The sequence below is a fragment of the Pseudomonas sp. FW305-70 genome, from assembly GCF_058783925.1.
The window spans coordinates 72673-92379 of sequence record NZ_JBYSYZ010000015.1; the positions used below are offsets into that span (position 1 = coordinate 72673).

Here is a 19707-nt window from a genome sequence, read left to right on the forward strand (position 1 = left end):
GCGTCATCGTCAGCTTTTTCTGGAGTTTCACCCGATCTGGACGTCGTAGCGAGCGCTGTAACCACAAAAACAACAAACACCAGCATAGGAACAATCGTATGTCAGGTTCCCCAGTGTCTGCGCGCGCCGCCGAGGCGAGTGGCGGATTGGCCATCGAAGGCCACTCCATCGATTACATTCCGGAAAACGAACGTCACGCCAAACTCAGCAGCCAGGGACCGTTCTGGTTCCTGGGCAACTTCCACTTCTTCACCATCTCCATCGGCTTTGTCGGCCCGAGCCTCGGCTTGTCCGCACTGTGGACCCTGCTCGCCGGTGCCCTGGGCATCATGTTCGGCACCATTTTCATGGCGTTCCACGGCTCCCAGGGCCCGGAAATGGGACTGCCGCAGATGATCCAGTCCCGCGCCCAGTTCGGTTATCGCGGGGTGATCCTGGCGTTGATGGCGACCATGTTCGTGTTCGTCGGATTCAACGTGGTGAACATCTCGCTGATCATGAACGGCCTGGAACATGTGTTCGGCATCGACCCGACCATCGTCGCCGTCACCGTGGTGCTGATCGGTGCGCTGTTGTCGATCTACGGCCACGACCTGATGCACAAGGCGTTCAAGTGGGCCTTGCTGGCGACCTTGCCGCTGTACGCCCTGGTGACCATCGCCCTGATGTTCGGTGCGGGTCAGGAAGGTGTCACGCCGGCGACCGATCTGGGTTTCAACTGGGTGGCCTTCGCCACGCTGTTCGCCATCGGTGCCAGCTACAACATTTCCTATGCGCCCTACGTGTCCGACTATTCCCGTTACCTGCCGAAAAACACCAGCCGGGTGAAATTGATCGCGGCGGTGTTCATCGGTGCCTCGTTGTCCGGCAGCTGGATGATCGGCCTCGGCGCCTGGCTGGCGCAGCAGTTGAAAGCCGCGGATGCACTGGTGGCGTTGAATCAGGTCGGTTCTTCCATGGTGCCGGGGTTGGGCAATCTGCTGGTGATCGTCTCGGTGGCGGGCTTCCTGCCGATCATCGCGCTCAACACCTACAGCGCCATGCTGACGCTGCTGACCGGTGTCGACTCGATCAGGAAAATCACCCCGACTCCCCGCGCCCGCGTGCTGTCGATCAGTGTGATCAGCGTGGTTCTGTTGACCTGCGTGCTGTCGATCAAAGGTGACGGTATCGCGCTGTTGAACACCTTCCTGGTGCTGTTGCTGTACTTCCTCGTGCCGTGGACCGCGGTCAACCTGGTGGACTACTTCTTTGTGCGCAGGGGCCGCTATGCGATCCCGCATTTCTTCACACCAAAGGGCATCTACGGCGCCTGGCAATTTCGCGGCATCGTCTCGTACCTGATCGGCTTTGCCGCGATGGTGCCGTTCTTCTACATCTTCGATGCCGCCGCCGGCAAAGAGGTTTTCGTCGGCCCGCTGGCGCGGGTGCTCGAAGGCGTGGACATCGCCTGGCTGGTGGGCCTGGTGGTGTCGGGGCTGACCTATTACCTGCTCAGCCGCTCGATTGACCTGGCCGCCGAACGCCGGGTGATCGATGCACTGAGCGAGAGCGACATCGTCGCCATGACCCATTCATCTGCGGAGGCAGGGCGTTGAACAACGCAAAAAATACCGTGGTCGCCTGTTGCCAACTGGCACCGAAAATAGGTGACCTGGCCTACAACCGCACGCTCACCGAGCGCGCGATTCGCCAGGCGGCGCACCAGGGGGCGCAAGTCGTCGTGCTGCCTGAGCTGGTGCAGAGCGGCTATGTGTTTGCCGACCGCGACGAAGCGCTGAGCCTGGCGGAAACCGTTGACGGTCCGACATTGCAGTTGTGGCAGGCCCTGGCCCGTGAGCTGAACCTGGTGATCGTCGGCGGCTTCTGCGAACGCCTGCCCGGCGATGAGCTGGCCAACAGCGCGGCGATGATCGACGCCAATGGCCTGCGCGCGGTGTACCGCAAGGCGCATCTGTGGGATGCCGAAAAGGACATCTTCACCGCCGGCGATGCGCCGCCGCCGGTGATCGAAACGCTGCATGGACGGCTCGGCATGCTGATCTGCTACGACCTGGAATTCCCCGAGTGGGTGCGTCTTGCGGCGCTGGCCGGCGCCGATCTGTTGTGCGCGCCGGTCAACTGGCCCGACGGTCCGCGGCCGCAGACCGAGCGCCCGGCGGAAGTCTTGCGGGTGCAGGCCAATGCCTCGGTGAATCGCCTGTTCATTGCAGCGTGCGATCGCTATGGCCATGAACGCGGGGTCGGTTGGGTGCAAGGGTCGGTCATCGTCGATGCTGACGGTTATCCCTTGGCCGGGCCGGCGGAGCAGGGCGGCGAGCAGATCCTGCTGGCGACGCTGAACCTCGCCGAAGCGCGCAACAAGCGCATCAGCGCGCGCAACGACCTGCATCAGGATCGCCGGCCACAGCTGTACGGGTTGCACAGCACTTTGTAACCGATGATGTCATTGCGTGCTGGACGCCCGTCAGGGGCCTATGGCATCGTCGAAACGAAAGGCCATGCAGTGAACGGGATCGCAATGATGGGGGCGGGAAATAAAGTCGACGGTGACGCAACGATGGTCACGCTCAAGGCGTTCAATCATTGCGTATTGCACCTTGGCCGGCTGGCGCGGGAGAGCGGATCGTCGCGGTTCATCGCCGATGGCCTGCAGGCCTTCGGTCAACTGGTGCCCTTCGCCTCTGCCTGGTGGGGCGAAATGTCTGCGCCAGGTCATGATGTGCCCATGCAAAGCTGGATGCATGGCAGCATCAATCTCCCTGAATCCTTTGCCGCCGAATGGCATCCGGTGGCGGCCAACGATCAGTTCTCCTACGCCACGCTCAATCATCCCGGTGAAGTGGTGCGCGACAAGGGTTTCACCGACCCTTGCGAGGCAGTCAATGATTTCGCCCGGCGCTTCGATCTCTATCACTTGATGAGCATCACCTACGAATTGCCCGAAAGTGGCCTGATGTTTTTCGTCTGCCTCTACCGGGGTGAGGATGAACAGGCGTTCGAGGAGAACGAAGCCGAGCTGTTTTTGGCGTTCTGCGATCACCTGTTCCAGCTGTGGCGGTTCCAGGTGCAGGACATGATTCGCTTCGACAGCGAAAACGGCGCGAGTGATTTTGGCATCACGCGCATGGACGGCAGTCTGCTCTATGTGGGGGCCAGGTTGTGTGTTGCCATCCAGCGCGAACTGCCCGGCTGGAGCGGTTCCACGCTGCCACCGGAGGTGATCGCGCAATTGTCCAAAGCCCCCTGCGTGATCCGCCTGGGCCGCTGCGCCCTGACCCTGAGCCCCAACGCCGAACACGTCATCCTGTCCCTCGATGCGCCCTCGGGCGGGGACGGCCTGGCACCTCGGGAGCGCACGGCAGCGATGCTGTTCGCCGCCGGCCATTCCTACAAGGAAATCGCCAAACTCCTCGCCCTGAGCCCCGCGACCGTGCGCACCTATCTGCGTAACTGCTACTTGCAGCTCGGTGTGAAAAGCAAGGTGGAACTGGGCTCGGTCCTGCGCTCGCCGGGCGCGCTGACGGAGTCCGTGCGCCGGGATTAATCCCAGCCGTTTCAATTATTTGCCTGACCCCTCCTCATTTGCAGAGGTCCATTCGAACGCTGCGCCCTATAGGGTAGGCCCTGTCTATACAAGGGCTTGTGCAGCCGTTCGGGCCGCTTCAAAACAATAAGAACAGGGGTGAGGCATTTGAGACTTTCCAGGCTTTTTGTCGCCATTGCGGCGACCACGACATTCTCCGGCATGGCGTTGGCGGCGACACCCGCCGACACGGTCATGCGCAATGGCTACGTCTACACGGTCGATGGCCAGAATTCCGTGCAGCAGGCCATCGCCATTTCGGGCGGCAAGATCGTCTACGTCGGCAGCGATGCCGGGGTCGACGGCTACATCGGCAAGCAGACACAACTGATCGACCTGGCCGGGCGCATGTTGATGCCGGGCTTCGTCGATGCGCACATGCACCCGGGGGATGGCGGTCGCGCCATGACGCTGTGCGACCTGAAATACCAGACCATGACCCGCGCGCAGTTTCAGGCGAGCATCCAGGCCTGCCTCGATGCCGAGAAGGACAAGGGCCCGGATGTCTGGCTGGAAGTCGGCAGCTGGGACCGCATGGGCATGACCGGGCTTGACGGCGACGCCGACAAGTCGACCCTGGACGCACTCAAGACCAAGCGTCCGATCCAGGTGCGCTCCACCGATTTTCACACCGTGCTGACCAACTCTCGCGGCCTGGAACTGGCCGGGATCAACAAGAACACCCCCGACCCCGAAGACGGCAAGTACCGACGTGACAGCGCCGGCAACCCGAACGGCATCTGCGAAGACGGCGCCGCCGAGTCGTTGGCCGCCGTGGTGCCGCCCGCCACCGACGCAGAAAAGCTCAACCAGACCCGTGCGGCCCTCGACGCCATGCGCCAGCAAGGCATCACCAGCTTCTTCGATGCCCTGTCGGGGCCGGAAAGCGGCAAGGCCTTCACCACTCTGCAAAAGTCCGGCGAACTGACCGCCCGGGCCTTGCTGGCGATCAAGCTGGACCCGGCCGCCGCGGCCGCCGACCCGGTGAAAACCATCGCCGAGGCCAAGGCCCTGGCCAGCACCTACGACCAGGGCGACGTGCATGTCGCGCCGGGCGTGAGCATGCGCCACGTCAAACTGTTCATGGACGGCATCATCAATGCCCCGGCGGACACCGGCGCCCTGTTGACCCCGTACCTGCACAACAGCGGCACCGACAAGGCACCGCAGTGGACGCCGGGCAAGAACCTGGGCGAGCTGTACTTCCCGCCGCAAGTGCTCAATCCGCTGGTGCTGCAAGCGGTCAAGGCCGGTCTCGATCCGCACCTGCACGCCACCGGCGAGCGCGCGGTGCGCGATGCACTGGACAGCGTCGCCTATGTGCGCAAAGAACTGCCCGGTACGGACTTCCGCCCGGCCATCGCGCACGCCGAGTCGGTCGATCCTGCCGACTACCCACGCTTCAAGGCGCTGGATGTCACCGCGACCATGTCGTTCCAGTGGGCGCAGCAGGCACCGTCCACGGTCGACGGCACCAGCGATCACCTCGGCGCCGAGCGTTTCGAGCGCATGGAACCCTCGGGCAGCATCGCCCGTGCCGGCGGCCGTGTGGCGTTTGGCAGCGACTGGCCGGTCGATCCCCTCGATGAGTTCCTGGCGCTGAAAGTCGGTGTCACCCGCTCCGGCGACCCCACCAACCCGCACAGCTATGGACCCAAATATGCCGGGCGACTCAACAGCGATCCGGCCATGTCGCGAGCCGAAGTGCTGCGCAGCATCACCCTCAATGCCGCCCAACAGCTGAAGCTGGAGGCGGTGCTGGGCTCGGTCGAAGTCGGCAAGTTCGCTGACCTGATCGTGCTCGACAAGAACTTCATGCAGGTACCCGAGGAGGCGCTGGGCCGCAATGACGTGCTGTTGACGCTGGTCGGCGGCAAGGTCGTGTGGGCCAAGGCGCCGTTCCTGGGGCTTGCGCCAAACGTGGTTTCCCAGGCCGTTACTTCCCGATCCGCCCAATAAAAACCAGAGAGCGTTCCGATGCGATTGATTCCAAACCTGTTGGCCGCCGCACTGGCCTTGTCGTCGGTGCCGGCGATGGCCGCCGCTGACCTGGTGTTGTTCAACGGCAAGGTCTTTACCGCTGAACCCGGCCAGACGCTGGTGCAGGCTGTTGCGGTGCAAGACGGCAAGATTCTGAAAGTTGGCAGCGATGCCGAAATCAACGCCCTGGCCGATGCCAAGACCCAGCGCATCGACCTGGCGGGCAAGGTGTTGATGCCAGGCATGATCGACACCCATAGCCACCCGGTGGTGGGGGCGTTCGACAGCATGAAGGCCAACCTGCTGGACGAAGTCAAACCGCTGCCGGAACTGGAGCAGTGGTTGATTGAAGAGGACAAGGCCGGGCGTGCCCGGGCTGGCGATGTGATCAGCGTCGCCGGGGTCAGTTCGGCCTATTGGGAAAAAAGCCGTGAACTGGGCAAGGTGTTCAATCAGGGGCGCTGGGCCGATCAGCCTGTCGTCTTCAGCGGCATCGACGGCCACACCGGTTGGGCCAACAACGCGATGCTCAAGCGTCTGAACATCGACGCGGCACTGGTCAAGAGCCTGCCGGAGAAAGAGCGCGGTTACGTCGGCCATGAAGCGGACTTCACGCCGAACGGCTACTTTGCCGAATCACGCTGGGACGTGGTGCGCAGCGGGATTCCCGCGCCCAGCCAGGAGACCATGCTCAAGGCCGCGAAAGAGGCGGTGCGGGTCAACAACCAGTTCGGCATCACGGCGTGGATGGACGCTGCGGCGAACGGCGGCAGTGAAGACTCACTGTTCGATTTCCATGCCACCGCAGAAACCGTCGGCGTCCTGCCGCTGTACAAGGCGTTGGCGCAGAACGGCGAACTCAGCGCCCACGTTGCCGCGTTGATGGTCACCAACCCGAAGAGCAAACCCGCCGACCTGGAAGTGATCGCCACGGTGATGAAGCAGTTCGAAGGCGTGCCTAACCTGACGTTCCCCGGCATCAAGGTCTTTGTCGACGGCATTCTCGAGTTCCCGGGGCAGACCGCAGCGGTCATCGTGCCGTTCAAGAACAGCCATAAAAATGGTCAGTTGCTGACCGACCCGGCGCACTTCGGTGAACTGGTGGTGGCGGCGGAAAAACGCGGCTGGATCGTGCACATGCACGCCGTCGGCGACCGCGCGGTGCGTGAAGCGCTCAATGGCGTGGCCTATGCGCGCAAGCTCAGCCCGAAGCCAGTGCCGCACAGCGTCGCGCACCTGCAACTGGTCAATCCCAAGGAGTTTTCGCGCTTCAAGCAACTGGGCGTGATCGCCTCGATGCAACTGCTGTGGGCCACTGGCGAGTCCTACACCGTCGAACTGGTCAAGCCCTACATCAGCGCCTTTGCCTACGGTTACCAGTATCCCGCGCGGTCCCTGCATGACGCCGGTGCAACGATTGCCGGTGGCAGCGACTGGCCGGTGTCGAGCGCCAATCCGTTCAACGCCATTGCCCAGGCCAGCACGCGCAAAGGACCGTTGGGCGTACTCAATGCCAAGGAAAGCATCGACCGCCAGACCATGTTCTATGCCTACACCCTCAATGCCGCGAAAACCCTGGGCCTGGACAAGCAGATCGGCTCGCTGGCACCGGGCAAGCAGGCTGACCTGATCATTCTCGACCGCGACGTGTTCAAGGTCAGCGATGACGACCTGTTCGAAACCAAAGTCCTGAACACCTTCTTCGCCGGCAAGCAGGTCTACGCCCCAGCGTCCTGACCTGCGAACACCCGACATACGCAAAAACCGCCAGCCCCTCGCAGCGCGAGGGGCCTGGCATCGCCATGCCTGAAATTCCCCGTACGCCATAACAACAAGAGAACTGTATGAACGCACTTTCAGCATTGACCCTCGCCGCACTGGCATTGGCCCCCCTGAGCAGCCACGCCCTGGCCCTCAACGATGACTTCAGCCTTGACATGACCCTGGGCGTGGTCAGCGACTACCGTACCCGTGGCATCTCGCAAACCCTGGGGGATCCGGCCGTGCAGGGCGGGGCAACGCTGCTGCACAGCAGTGGCCTGTACATCGGCGCCTGGACCTCCAACGTGGATTTCGGTGGCGACTTCGATACCCGGCAGGAGCTTGAGTACTACGCAGGTTACTTCTGGCAGGCGACCGAGGCCATCAGCCTGGACCTGGGCTACATCAAGTACGACTACCCGAAAAACGCCGAATTCAACCTCAGCGAGGTCTACGCCATTGTCGATCTGTATGGCGTCAAGCTCGGTGCCTATTACTCAAAGGACACACCGAACTTTTTCGGCGAGGACCAGGACACCCTTTACACCTACCTGGGCTACAAAATCGATCTGCCGGCTGAAGTCGGCCTGGACCTGCGCTTTGGACGCAACGATGTGAAAGACCCCGCGTTCTGGTCCGCCAGTGGCGATAACCGCGAGTCTTACTACGAGTGGGAGGCCAAGCTGACACGCGACTTCGTCGGTGTGACCTGGGGCCTGAGCTACGTCGACACGGACTTGTCGAAAAGCGAGTGCAGCGGTTGGTATGGCTATGACGACCTGTGTTCGGCCACGGTCGTTGCCAGCGCCACCAAGACCTTTTAAGTACACCCCCGACAACAAAAACAGTTCCTCAAAGGAAACACCGTCATGAGTGCGCAACGCAGTCCCCTGATCGAGACCCGCTCGATCGATTTCATTCCCGAGGCCGAGCGTCACGGCAGCCTCTACAGCCAGTTCACCCTGTGGCTTGGCGCCAACCTGCAGATCACCGCCATCGTCACCGGCGCCCTCGCCGTGGTACTGGGCGGCGATGTGTTCTGGTCGCTGATCGGCTTGCTGATCGGGCAAGTGCTCGGCGGCGCCGTGGTGGCGCTGCACGCGGCGCAAGGGCCGAAGCTCGGGCTGCCGCAGATGATCTCCAGCCGTGTGCAGTTCGGGGTGTACGGCGCGGCGATCCCGATTGTCCTGGTGTGTCTGATGTACCTCGGTTTCAGCGCCACCGGCGCGGTGCTCTCGGGGCAGGCGATTGCGCAGTTGATCAGCGTCAGCGACAGCGCCGGCATCCTGATTTTCGCGGCGTGCATCGCGTTCCTGACGATCTTCGGCTATCGGGTGATTCACCTGGTCGGGCGGGTGGCCAGTGTGCTGGGCATCATCGCCTTCGCCTACCTGTTCACCCGGTTGATGACCCTCAACGACATCGGCCTGCTGCTCGACAACCGTCATTTCAGCTGGAGCACGTTCTTGCTGGCGGTGTCGCTCTCGGCGTCCTGGCAGATCGCTTTCGGCCCTTATGTGGCGGACTACTCGCGCTACCTGCCGAGCAATACCTCATCGTGGAAAACCTTCACCGCCGTGGGCCTCGGCACAGTGTTGGGGGCCCAGACCTCGATGGTGCTCGGGGTGTTCGCCGCCGCATTGGCCGGAGCGAATTTCCGTGGGCACGAAGTGGCGACCATTGTCGGTCTGGGCAGTAGCGGTGTGATCGCCTCCTTGCTGTACCTGAGCATTGTGTTCGGCAAGGTCACGGTGTCCACCCTCAACGCCTACGGCAGCTTCATGTGCATCGCCACCATCATCAGTGGCTTTCGCCGCCGCCTGGAATTCAGCGCCTGCCAGCGCATGCTGTTTGTGCTGCTGATCGTCGCGGCGTCCACCGCACTGGCGTTGGCGGGGCAGTACTCGTTCCTCAACTCGTTCAAGTACTTCATCCTGTTCCTGCTGACGTTCTTCACCCCGTGGAGCGCGATCAACCTGGTGGACTACTACTTCATCAACAAGGAACGCTACGACATCCCGGCGCTGTCCGACCCGACAGGCCGCTACGGTCGCTGGAACGTGCTGGGGATCAGCGTCTATGTGATCGGCGTGTTGATCCAGTTGCCCTTTGTCGACACCCATTTCTACTCCGGGCCGATGGTTGCGCAACTGGGCGGCGTGGACATTTCGTGGATTGTCGGGTTGTTGGTGCCTGGGGTGATCTACTACGCGCTGGCCAAGCCGTCGATGGGTGCTGTGGTGGTTGAGCGGGGTTAACACCGGAAGAGCGGCGAGTACCTGTGGCGAGGGAGCTTGCTCCCGCTGGGGCGCGTAGCGGCCCTAAAAGATGGGACTGCTACGCAGTCCAGCGGGAGCAAGCTCCCTCGCCACAGGTTTGGTGTTGCTCTTAATCAACGCTCAGGTAACTTCCAGCGCTCACGCAACTGCTCGTACTGCGCTTCAGGCAGTTGCACCAGCACCGGGGATTTGCCAGGGTCCAGCCAATCCAGCAGCCGCTCGATATCCGCCGGGTCCATGGCCGTACAGCCACGGGTCGGCGCCGTGGGGCCGCGCCAGATGTGGAAGAAAATGCACGAGCCGGCAGCGGGAGAGGCCGGGGTGTTGTGCTGGATGAAAATGCCCTGGCGGTACAACTCATCCGGGCGGCGCATCCGTTCGGAGCTGCTCCAGTCTTTTTCGACGACCGCGCCGTCGACCAGTTCGTTGTAGCGAGTCGATTGGCTGTCATCCACGCATTCGATGCCCGGTGTCAGCGACAGATAGGGCAGGCGGGTTTCGGCCGAAGGCGCGTAGCCAAACGCCGTGCCCAGCTTGAACATCCCGGCTGGCGCCTTGCCGTCGCCTTCCTGTTTGACCGGTCCTTCAGGTGGCCCGTTGTCGAGCAGCCCCTTGCCCCAGCCCATGCCGTTCTTGCCGAGAACGACGGCAAAGGGCGCTTCGAATTTGCGTAAGGTCTGCCCGTGCCGTTCATAGCGCTGGGCAGTGCCCTGGATGTCATCCCAGCCTTTACTGGTGACCACGATCAGTTGGTCGCTGCCGTCGAGTCCCTGGGCCATGGCGGCCAGCGGAAAAAACGCCATCAACAGGGCCTTGAGCAGAGGGTTCATGGCGCCAACGGCGTGATGGGGAAGTCCATGACGTCCGGCTTCGGCGGATTGCCGCTGTACGTGAAGTGCCACCACTCGGCCGAATAACCCACAAAGCCTTCCTTGGCCATGGCATCGGTCAGTCGCTGGCGATTGGCCTTGGCCGTGGCGTTGATCAGCGCCGAGTCGGTGTGCGCGCGCTCATCGAAGCAGTCGAACCCGGTGCCCATGTCGAGCGCGCCGTCGTGCCAGCGCTCGCCGTAAGGCGCCGTGCAATCCACCGGTTTCACCGAAGGCGTCCAGGTGTCGGCGGGCAGGGCGTCGGGGCCGGTCATCGTCAGGTCGACGGTGTTGCCCCGGGAGTGATTGGACACCCGGGCCACATACCCCAGGCGCCAGAAGTCCTGCTTGTCGACCCGTGGATAGAACTCGGTCTTGAGCGGGTCGCCGGGTTCATGGGCGAAGCGGCCCATGTCCGCCACCGCGCGGGTCGGGCGATAGCAGTCGAATACCTTCAAGCCGTAGCCTTCGGCTTTCAGTGCGCTTTGCACTCGGGCCAACGCCTTCGCCGCGTCCTGCGATAGCAGGCACTCCGCCGCCTGGTAGCCGTCGAGCGGGTGCCCGGTGAAATTGTGTGCGCTGGCGTAGCGGATGTCCTGCACGATGCCCGGGTCGACGCTGCGCACATACAGCATGTGCCCGGGTTTCGAGTCGTCGGCCATGCACGGCAGGGCAAGGCTCAGGCACAGCAACAACAGACAGGGTGAACGCGGCATCGGGAACGGCTCCATGCATGACCAGTCACTCCATCATGGCTGGAAACCGCCGGCACCTCCATGAAGTTGTTGGTCGGCGTGATAGGACGAGCGCACCAGCGGACCGGACGCCACGTTCTTGAAGCCCATGCGCGTGCCTTCCTCGGCGAACCAGGCAAAGGTGTCCGGGTGCACGAAGCGCTGCACCGGCAAGTGACTGCGCGAGGGCTGCAGATACTGGCCGAGGGTCAGCATGTCGATGTCGTGCTCGCGCATGCGCTGCATGACTTCGATGACTTCCTCGTCGGTTTCGCCCAGGCCCAGCATCAGGCCGGATTTGGTCGGTACGTGGGGCACCGCGAGCTTGAACTTCTGCAGCAGGTCCAGTGACCACTCGAAGTCCGAGCCGGGGCGCGCGGCCTTGTACAGGCGCGGTACGGTTTCCAGGTTGTGGTTGAACACATCCGGCGGCTCAGTGGCGGTGATCGCCAGGGCCACGTCCATGCGTCCGCGATAGTCCGGCACCAGGGTCTCCAGCTGCACGCCGGGGGACAGCTTGCGGATTTCCCGCAGGCAATCGACAAAGTGTTGGGCGCCGCCGTCGCGCAAATCGTCGCGATCCACCGAGGTGATCACCACGTACTTCAGGCGCAGTTCGGCGATGGCCACGGCCAGGTTCATCGGCTCGTTGACGTCCAGCGGCCTGGGCCGGCCATGGCCGACATCGCAGAACGGACAGCGCCGGGTGCAGATGTCGCCCATGATCATGAAGGTCGCGGTGCCACCGGAAAAACACTCGCCGAGGTTCGGGCACGAGGCTTCTTCGCAGACGCTGTGCAGCTTGTGCTTGCGCAACAGTTGCTTGATCCGCTCGACCTCGGGAGAGATCGGCATGCGCACGCGAATCCAGTCGGGTTTGCGCGGGAATTCATCCGTGGGAATGATCTTCACCGGAATCCGCGCGACCTTGTCCGCGCCGCGCAGTTTGGTGCCGATTTCTACTTTCGCCGGGCTCTTGCCGGTCGATGCGACAATGGCATTCATGGTGCTTTCCTTGTGCAATTGCGCAGATCCTGTGGGAGCGGGCTTGCTCGCGAAGGCGGCGTGTCAGTCAATATTGATGTCGACTGACACGGCCCCTTCGCGAGCAAGCCCGCTCCCACAAGGGTTTTGTGTTGTGGGGTCAGTCGCGGTAGACCGGGAAGTCGGCGCACAGGGCGGCTGCCTGTCGGGCGACATTGGCTTCGATGTCGGCATCGCCCAGGTGATCGAGGATGTCGCAGATCCACCCGGCCAGGGCGATGCTTTGCGCTTCCTTGAAGCCACGGCTGGTGATCGCCGGCGTACCGATGCGCAGGCCGGAGGTCACGAAGGGCGATTGCGGATCGTTGGGCACGGCGTTCTTGTTCACGGTGATGCCGGCACGCCCGAGGGCGGCGTCGGCGTCCTTGCCGGTCAGGCCCTGGCGGATCAGGCTGACCAGGAACAGGTGGTTGTCGGTACCGCCGGACACCACGTCATAACCGCGCTCGATAAACACCTGCGCCATGGCCTGGGCGTTGCGGATCACCTGCGCCTGATACGTCTTGAATGCCGGCTCCAGCGCTTCCTTGAAGCACACGGCCTTGGCGGCGATCACGTGCATCAGCGGGCCACCCTGGCCACCGGGGAACACCGCGGCATTGAGTTTCTTCTCCAGCTCCGGGTTGGCCTTGGCCAGAATCAGACCGCCACGGGGGCCGCGCAGGGTCTTGTGCGTGGTGGTGGTGACCACGTCGGCGTAGGGCAGCGGGTTCGGGTACAGACCCGTGGCCACCAGGCCGGCGACGTGAGCCATGTCGACGAAGAAGTAGGCGCCGACCTTGTCCGCAATCTGACGGAAGCGCGGGAAGTCCAGGGTCTTCGAATAGGCCGAGAAGCCGGCGATGATCATCTTCGGCTTGTGCTCCAGTGCCAGACGCTCGACTTCGTCGTAATCGATCAGGCCGGTGGCGGTGTCGATGCCGTACTGCACGGCGTTGTACAGCTTGCCGGAAAAACTCACCTTGGCGCCGTGGGTCAAGTGGCCGCCGTGGGCCAGGCTCATGCCGAGCACGGTGTCGCCCGCTTGCAGCAACGCCAGATAAACCGCGGCGTTGGCCTGGCTGCCGGAGTGCGGCTGGACGTTGGCGTAGTCGGTGCCGAACAGTTGTCTGGCGCGATCGATGGCCAGTTGCTCGACCACATCGACGTGCTCACAGCCACCGTAGTAGCGCTTGCCCGGATACCCTTCGGCGTACTTGTTGGTCAGGCCGCTGCCCTGGGCCTGCATGACCCGCTGGCTGGTGTAGTTTTCCGAGGCGATCAGTTCGATATGGTGTTCCTGCCGGGCATCCTCGGCATTCATCGCCGCCAGCAGTTCGTCGTCGTAGCCTTTGATCTGGTCGTGTTTGCTGAACATGGTGTGGTCCTTTTTCCGGATTCGTGGGGGCTTCAAGCGTCGGCGTGTTCGGCGGTCAGGCGTTCGTAGGCGTCTTGATCCAGTAGATCTCCCAGCGCCTCGACATCGACCGGCTTGAAGCGAAAGAACCAGCCTTCGCCCAACGGGTCTTCGTTGACCAGTTCCGGAGTGCCCTCCAGCGTGTCATTGACCTCGACCACCTCACCGTCCAGCGGCATGCCGATGCTGCTGGCCGCTTTCACCGACTCCAGCACCGACACTTCAGCGCCGGCACCGAAGGCGCCCAATTCAGGCACCTGAACGAACACCACATCCCCCAGCGCCTGCTGGGCAAACGCCGTGATGCCGACGGTGACCAGGCCATTGCTCTCAAGGCGCAACCATTCGTGATCGACGGTAAAACGCAATTGGCTCATATCAACTCCTTATTGTTTTAAGGCTCGTGGCGGGGCGACGAGCGGGGTTGGAGGAGTGATAGCAAGGGCGGTGCCAATGTTTATTAGTCGTTTTAAATCAATGGCTTAAGGTGTTTTTACAAGAAAGGGATGACGAGTGCTGTATTGAAATCAATACGGGCAAGCAAAGCCCCGGACGCAAGCGCCGTGATTGCTGGCAGGCAAGTGGTTGTCTTGATTTCGCTACGCCGTATCGATTTTAAGACATGGAATCCAACCACAACACTGATCCCCTTGTGGGAGCGGGCTTGCTCGCGAAGGCGCCCTGTCAGGCAACACTGATGGTGAATGACACACCGCATTCGCGAGCAAGTCGGATCGCCGCACCGCCGCTCCCACATTTTGACCGAGTCAGTCTTACGGTTTGTTGGGAATCCCGTACTTGCGCAGGCGAATCGCGATGGCGCTATGGGATGTCTGCAACCGCGCAGCGAGCAACCGACTGGACGGATAACTGCGGTAAAGCTGTTCCAGCAGGTTCTTTTCAAAGTCGCCAACGGCCTCTTCCAGGCTGCCCACTTCGCCGTCGTTTTGCCGCTCGACGGCGGTGCGGGCGATGTCGAGGTCGTCGATGTCCACCAGCGGATTTTCGCAGATCGCCGCCGCACGAAAGATCACGTTTTGCAGTTGTCGCACGTTGCCCGGCCAGCGGTTGCCGAGCAGGGCACTGAAGGTGCTCGGCGCCAGGCGACAGGCCGGTCGCTGGATCTGCGCGCAGGCCTGTTGCATGAAGTGATTGGCCATCAGCAGAATGTCGTGACCGCGCTCGCGCAGCGGCGGCACTTGCAGGTTGAGCACGTTGAGGCGGTAGAACAGGTCTTCGCGGAAACGTCCTTCGGCGACCATTTTTTCCAGGTCGCGGTGGGTCGCGCTGAGCACCCGCACATTGACCCGTACTTCCTTGTCGCCCCCCACCCGACGGAAGCAGCCATCGCTCAAGAAGCGCAGCAACTTGGCTTGCAGATAGGGCGACATTTCCCCCACCTCATCGAGGAATACCGTGCCCTGGTCGGCCAGTTCCAGCAGGCCGAGCTTGCCGCCCCGTTGTGCGCCGGTGAAGGCGCCGGGGGCGTAGCCGAACAGCTCGCTTTCAGCGAGGCTTTCCGGCAGTGCCGCGCAGTTCAGGGCCAGGAAGGGCGCGTCGTGACGCGGGCTGATGGCATGGCAGGCACGGGCCACCAGCTCCTTGCCGGTGCCGGTTTCACCCTGGATCAACAGTGGCGCATCCAATGCTGCGACCCGTTGCGCGCGGGCCTTGAGCGCGCGGATCGGCGGCGATTCGCCAAGCAGCGCATCGAAGCCTTCGGCATGGTCGTGGTGCAGCGCCGACAGGCGTTCGCCGATGCGATTGGGTTGATACAGGGTGAGCAGGGCACCGGCGTCGGTGATCGGCATCGCGTCGAGGAGCAAGGTCTGGCCGCCGAGACTGACCTCGTGCATCGGCAGGCGGAAATGATGGGCGATCAGAGTGCGCTGCAAGTCGGCATCGTCGAACAGGGCGGTCAGCGATTCACCGGCCGGTTCGCGGCCGCACAGGGCGATCAGCGCCGGGTTGGCCAGCAGCACATGACCACGGTCATCCACCGCCAGCACCGGGTCGGAACTGGCGGCCAGCAAGGCGTCCAGTTGCAGGCGCCGGCGTTGCCCCGGAAGGATGTCGACCAGGGTCACGGCCTGCACGCCGCGCACATCAAACAGGGCTTCGCGCAGCTCTTCGAGCACCTCGGCGCCGAGGGTCGGCGCATCGATGTAGACGTTGGGCGGGACCATCTCCACGGCGTCCAGGTTGAAACTGCGTCCACCGAGCAGGGCCAGCACTTCCTGGGTGATGCCGACGCGGTCGATGAAGGTGACGTGGATGCGCATGACGGGCCTGCAAGGTTGGCGAACTAAAATCAGTATGCCCGGCAAAATTTCAATTTGGCGAGTGTCATATCACGGCTTGGCGGTTTTACGGGCGCTGGCGGCCAGGTCCTCAAGGAACGCCTGGAGGATGGGCGGCGGCGCCGTACCGCGCCGGGTGATCACATCGAAGGGTGACTTCAGGCGCAGGCTCGCGGCTGCCAGTTGATGCATCTCGCCGCTCTTGACCCACTGGCTGGCGAAGTGCTCGGGCAGGAAGCCCACATAGGCGCCGGAGATGATCAGGATGGCCGAAGCCTCGATGTTATCGACGGTGGCGGCCGCCTTGCTCACGCCCAGGTGCTCGAGGTCGTATTGCTGCATGTAGCCACGCACGACGATGCGCCCGGCAGCGACTTCTTCGAGCAGTTCCGCACCTTCAGCCTGGCTGCCAAACAGCGGGTGGCGCCGCCCGCAATACAAGCCCAGGGCTTCCTGGTACAGCGGCGATTGCAGCAGCCCCGGCACATGGATCGGGAAGTGCCCGATGGCGAGATGGAGTCGACCGTCGAGCACCCGTTCTTCGAGCTCCGCCGGGGTACCGACGTACACGTTCAGGTGCACGTCATGGCCCCGTGAGACGAAGCGCTGGGTGGTGCGCGGGATCGGTGAGTCGGGGTCGGTGATCGTGGTGTCGATGATCCCCAGGTTGAGCTTGCCGCTGATGTGCTGCTTGAGCACGTCGGCGTCCATGCAGAAGTTTTCCACCGCCGACAGCAGGCGCTGGGTGGCTTCATGAATCGCCACGCCCTGTTCGGTCAGGCGAAAGCCGCTGCGCCCGCGCTGGCAGAGTTTGACCCCCAGGCGGGTTTCCAGGTGGGTCATCTGCTCGCTGATGGTCGACTGCCCGGCATTCAGCGCCGCCTGCGCGGCCGAGAAACCGCCGCAGCGGACAATCGTGGCAAACACCCTGAGCAGTTTCAGGTCGACATCGTGCAGCTGGATCATCTTGGACCTCCGGCCTGTGGACGCATCGGGAATGCCGATATGAGTATCTGATGTTTAGCATTTTTTCCACGAAAACCTGCGCCCATAGTCTCTCCAACGGCGGTCGCCTTGCAGTCCGCCAGGCCGATAACAAGAAGTGGAGAGGCTAGAAATGTCGAACAACGGTTATGAATCCGGACGCCTGAACCTGCCATTCGTGGGTCATTGCACCTTTGGCAAATCCCCGGTGTGCACCGATTGGGATGCACTGGATGCCGACGTCGCGGTGCTGGGCGTGCCCAACGACATGGGCACCCAGTGGCGCTCCGGTGCACGCTTCGGACCCCGCGGGATTCGTGAAGCATCGACGCTGTTTTCCTTCGGCCACGCCGGTGCCTACGATCATGAAGATGACGTGATGTACCTCACCGCATCGGACGTGCGCATGGTCGACGTCGGTGATGCCGACATCGTCCACACCGACATGGCCACCAGCAACAAGAACACCGAATACGCCGTGCGCAAGATCCTCGATGCCGGCGTGATGCCGGTGGTGCTCGGCGGCGACCACTCGGTGCACGCGCCGGTGATCAAGGCGTTCGAGGGCCGCGGCCCGATCCACATCATCCACTTCGATGCGCACCTGGATTTCGTCGACGAGCGCCACGGTGTGCGCTACGGCCACGGCAACCCGCTGCGCCGCGCTTCGGAAATGAACCACATCGTCGGCATGACCCAGATGGGCATCCGCAACGTGTCGTCGTCCAACCGTGACGACTACGAAGCGGCCCATGAGGCCGGCTCGAAAATCCTCTCGGTGCGCGACGTGCGCCGCCTCGGTGTCGAGGGTGTGCTGGCGCTGATCCCGCAGAACATCAACTACTACATCACCATCGACATCGACGGTTTCGACCCGTCCATCGCCCCCGGCACCGGCACCCCGAGCCACGGCGGCTTCCTCTACTACGAAGTGCTGGAAATCATCCAGGCCCTGGCCAAGCGCAGCAAGGGCAACATCGTCGGCATGGACCTGGTGGAAGTGGCGCCGGTGTACGACCCGACCGGCATGACCTCGATCCTCGCCGCGCAACTGCTGCTCAACAGCATCGGTTTCATCTTCCACGAGCGCGGCAAGGTGCGTGCGGCCGCCGAGAGCGAAACCACTCCAGCCTGATATCGAAACCACAAAGCTCAGAAGCCAGAGCCCCGGCAGTGCCTGACTGCCGGGCAGAGAGAATAAAAATGGACACGATCGTCAAGAGTTACCTGCAGAAATTCGGCGTCAGCGAAGCCACCCAGACCTTCCTCAGCAAGGTCCAGAAAATGTTCATCGGCGGCGCCTGGGTCGAAGCCAGCGACGGCCAGACCTCCGATGTCATCGAACCTTCGACCGAAGGCCTGATCACCCGCATTCCCATGGGCACCACCGATGACCTGGACCGCGCCGTGCAAGCCGCCCGCGCGCAGTTCGACGGCGGCGCCTGGCGCCAGGCCAAACCGGCCGAACGCGAGCGCATGATGCAACGCCTGGCCGACCTGATCGAACGGAACGCTGCCGAACTGGCGGAAATCGAATCGATCGACATGGGCAAATCCGTAGCCTTCGCCAAGGACGTGGACATCCAGGGCACCGTCGATACCCTGCGTTACTTCGCCGGCTGGGCCACCAAGCTGCACGGCCGTACCGTCGAACCTTCGCTGCCGGGCAACTACCTGGCCTATACCCGCAAGGAAGCGGTCGGCGTGGTCGGTGCCATCGTGCCGTGGAACTTCCCGCTGCAGACCATGGCCTGGAAGCTCGGCGCGGCGCTGGCGACCGGTTGCACCGTCGTGGTCAAGCCCGCCGAGCTGACCTCGTTGTCGGCCCTGCGTTTCGCTGAACTGGTGCAGGAAGCGGGCATCCCCGATGGCGTGATCAACATCGTCACCGGGCGCGGCAGTGTGGTCGGTGCGGCCATGGCCACCCACCCTGGCATCGACAAACTGACCTTCACCGGTTCGACCCCGGTCGGCCAGACAGTCGGTCGCGCAGCGCTGGATGACATGAAGCGCCTGACCCTCGAACTCGGTGGCAAATCACCGGTCATCGTCTGCGCCGACGCCGACATCCCGGCCGCCGCCCAAGCGGTCGCCAACGGTGTGTTTTTCAACTCCGGGCAGGTATGCGACGCCGGTACACGGGCCTATATTCATAGCAGTGTCTACGACCAATTCCTGGGTGAGCTGATCGCCTACACGCGCACCCTGAAAATGGCCCCGGGCCTGGACCCGGACTGCTTCATCGGTCCACTGGTTTCGGCCCTGCAAAAGCAGCGCGTGACCGAGTACATCGAGACCGGCAAGGCAGAAGGCGCCGAACTGGTCTACGGCGGACAAGCGGTCGAAGGCCCAGGCTTCTTCGTCGAGCCGACCATCTTCGCCCATTGCCGCAACGACATGCGCATTGTCCAGGAAGAGATCTTCGGGCCGGTGCTGGTCACCGCACCCTTCGACGATGAAGAAGAGGCCCTGGCCCTGGCCAACGACTCGCCTTACGGCCTGGCAGCCGCACTGTATTCCAACGACCTTGGCAAAGTGCACAGCCTGATCCCGCGCCTCAAGGCCGGCTCGGTCTACGTCAACGCCCACGGCACCCTCGATCCGTCGATGCCGTTCGGTGGCTACAAGCAGTCCGGGTTCGGCAAGGACCTGGGTGCCGAGCAGCTCGATTACCTGCTCGAAACCAAGGCGGTCTGGATCACGCTGCCAGGCTGACGCCTGTCCATTGTAGGAGCGAGCTTGCTCGCGATGGTCGCTAACGATAACGCTGGAAG

General features: G+C 62.9%; 16 protein-coding genes. 9 read left to right on the plus strand and 7 right to left on the minus strand.

The window, feature by feature from the left end:
- Positions 1-98: 98 nt before the first annotated feature.
- The 7 genes from AC3WN7_RS14075 (at position 99) to AC3WN7_RS14105 (ending at position 9585) form a co-directional block, all read left to right on the plus strand.
- On the plus strand, positions 99-1598 hold the full coding sequence (locus AC3WN7_RS14075; protein ID WP_095966476.1) for a purine-cytosine permease family protein: 1500 nt from the start codon (positions 99-101) through the stop codon (positions 1596-1598).
- The gene (locus AC3WN7_RS14080) at positions 1595-2437 is read left to right on the plus strand and encodes a nitrilase-related carbon-nitrogen hydrolase (RefSeq protein ID WP_095966475.1); all 843 of its coding nucleotides are present in this window, start codon (positions 1595-1597) and stop codon (positions 2435-2437) included. The genes AC3WN7_RS14075 and AC3WN7_RS14080 overlap by 4 nt, the downstream gene beginning before the upstream one ends.
- Before the next feature lie 87 nt (positions 2438-2524).
- Positions 2525-3547, plus strand: a complete 1023-nt coding sequence (locus AC3WN7_RS14085) for a helix-turn-helix transcriptional regulator (protein WP_102673985.1) — start codon at positions 2525-2527, stop codon at positions 3545-3547.
- A 201-nt stretch (positions 3548-3748) separates the two neighbouring features.
- On the plus strand, positions 3749-5545 hold the full coding sequence (locus AC3WN7_RS14090) for an amidohydrolase (protein ID WP_102673984.1): 1797 nt from the start codon (positions 3749-3751) through the stop codon (positions 5543-5545).
- 18 nt (positions 5546-5563) lie between these two features.
- A complete protein-coding gene (locus AC3WN7_RS14095; protein ID WP_102673983.1) occupies positions 5564-7303 on the plus strand; it encodes an amidohydrolase in 1740 nt (579 codons plus the stop codon).
- Between the two features lie 107 nt (positions 7304-7410).
- A complete protein-coding gene (locus AC3WN7_RS14100) occupies positions 7411-8151 on the plus strand; it encodes a TorF family putative porin (protein ID WP_102673982.1) in 741 nt (246 codons plus the stop codon).
- Positions 8152-8196: 45 nt separating this feature from the next.
- Positions 8197-9585 (plus strand): purine-cytosine permease family protein, encoded by a 1389-nt coding sequence (locus tag AC3WN7_RS14105; protein ID WP_102673981.1) that lies wholly within the window; start codon positions 8197-8199, stop codon positions 9583-9585.
- Positions 9586-9719: 134 nt separating this feature from the next.
- On the opposite strand, the gene AC3WN7_RS14110 is transcribed toward AC3WN7_RS14105, so the two are convergent.
- The 7 genes from AC3WN7_RS14110 to AC3WN7_RS14140 form a co-directional block, all read right to left on the minus strand.
- Positions 9720-10436 carry a L,D-transpeptidase family protein gene (locus tag AC3WN7_RS14110; protein ID WP_102673980.1) on the minus strand — a complete coding sequence of 239 codons (717 nt, stop codon included), beginning with the start codon at positions 10434-10436 and terminating at the stop codon, positions 9720-9722.
- Entirely contained in the window at positions 10433-11191 is a 759-nt protein-coding gene (locus AC3WN7_RS14115; protein WP_102673979.1) for a M15 family metallopeptidase, read from the minus strand. Before AC3WN7_RS14115 ends, AC3WN7_RS14110 begins: the two co-directional genes overlap by 4 nt.
- A 33-nt stretch (positions 11192-11224) precedes the next feature.
- Positions 11225-12214, minus strand: a complete 990-nt coding sequence (gene lipA / locus AC3WN7_RS14120) for a lipoyl synthase (protein ID WP_095966467.1) — start codon at positions 12212-12214, stop codon at positions 11225-11227.
- A 139-nt stretch (positions 12215-12353) separates the two neighbouring features.
- Positions 12354-13610 carry a serine hydroxymethyltransferase gene (gene glyA, locus AC3WN7_RS14125; RefSeq protein WP_102673978.1) on the minus strand — a complete coding sequence of 419 codons (1257 nt, stop codon included), beginning with the start codon at positions 13608-13610 and terminating at the stop codon, positions 12354-12356.
- A 32-nt stretch (positions 13611-13642) separates the two neighbouring features.
- Complete coding sequence (gcvH, locus tag AC3WN7_RS14130) at positions 13643-14026, minus strand: glycine cleavage system protein GcvH (RefSeq protein ID WP_095966465.1); 384 nt, start codon at positions 14024-14026, stop codon at positions 13643-13645.
- Positions 14027-14422: 396 nt separating this feature from the next.
- A complete protein-coding gene (gene gcsR / locus AC3WN7_RS14135) occupies positions 14423-15931 on the minus strand; it encodes a transcriptional regulator GcsR (protein ID WP_095966464.1) in 1509 nt (502 codons plus the stop codon).
- A gap of 69 nt (positions 15932-16000) precedes the next feature.
- Positions 16001-16915, minus strand: coding sequence for a LysR family transcriptional regulator (locus tag AC3WN7_RS14140; RefSeq protein ID WP_015094432.1), 915 nt, complete (start codon positions 16913-16915; stop codon positions 16001-16003).
- 151 nt (positions 16916-17066) lie between these two features.
- Between AC3WN7_RS14140 and speB the strand changes: the two genes are divergently transcribed.
- Positions 17067-18068, plus strand: a complete 1002-nt coding sequence (gene speB, locus AC3WN7_RS14145) for an agmatinase (RefSeq protein ID WP_008049320.1) — start codon at positions 17067-17069, stop codon at positions 18066-18068.
- 68 nt (positions 18069-18136) lie between these two features.
- Entirely contained in the window at positions 18137-19648 is a 1512-nt protein-coding gene (locus AC3WN7_RS14150) for an aldehyde dehydrogenase family protein (protein ID WP_095966461.1), read from the plus strand.
- Positions 19649-19707 lie beyond the last annotated feature (59 nt).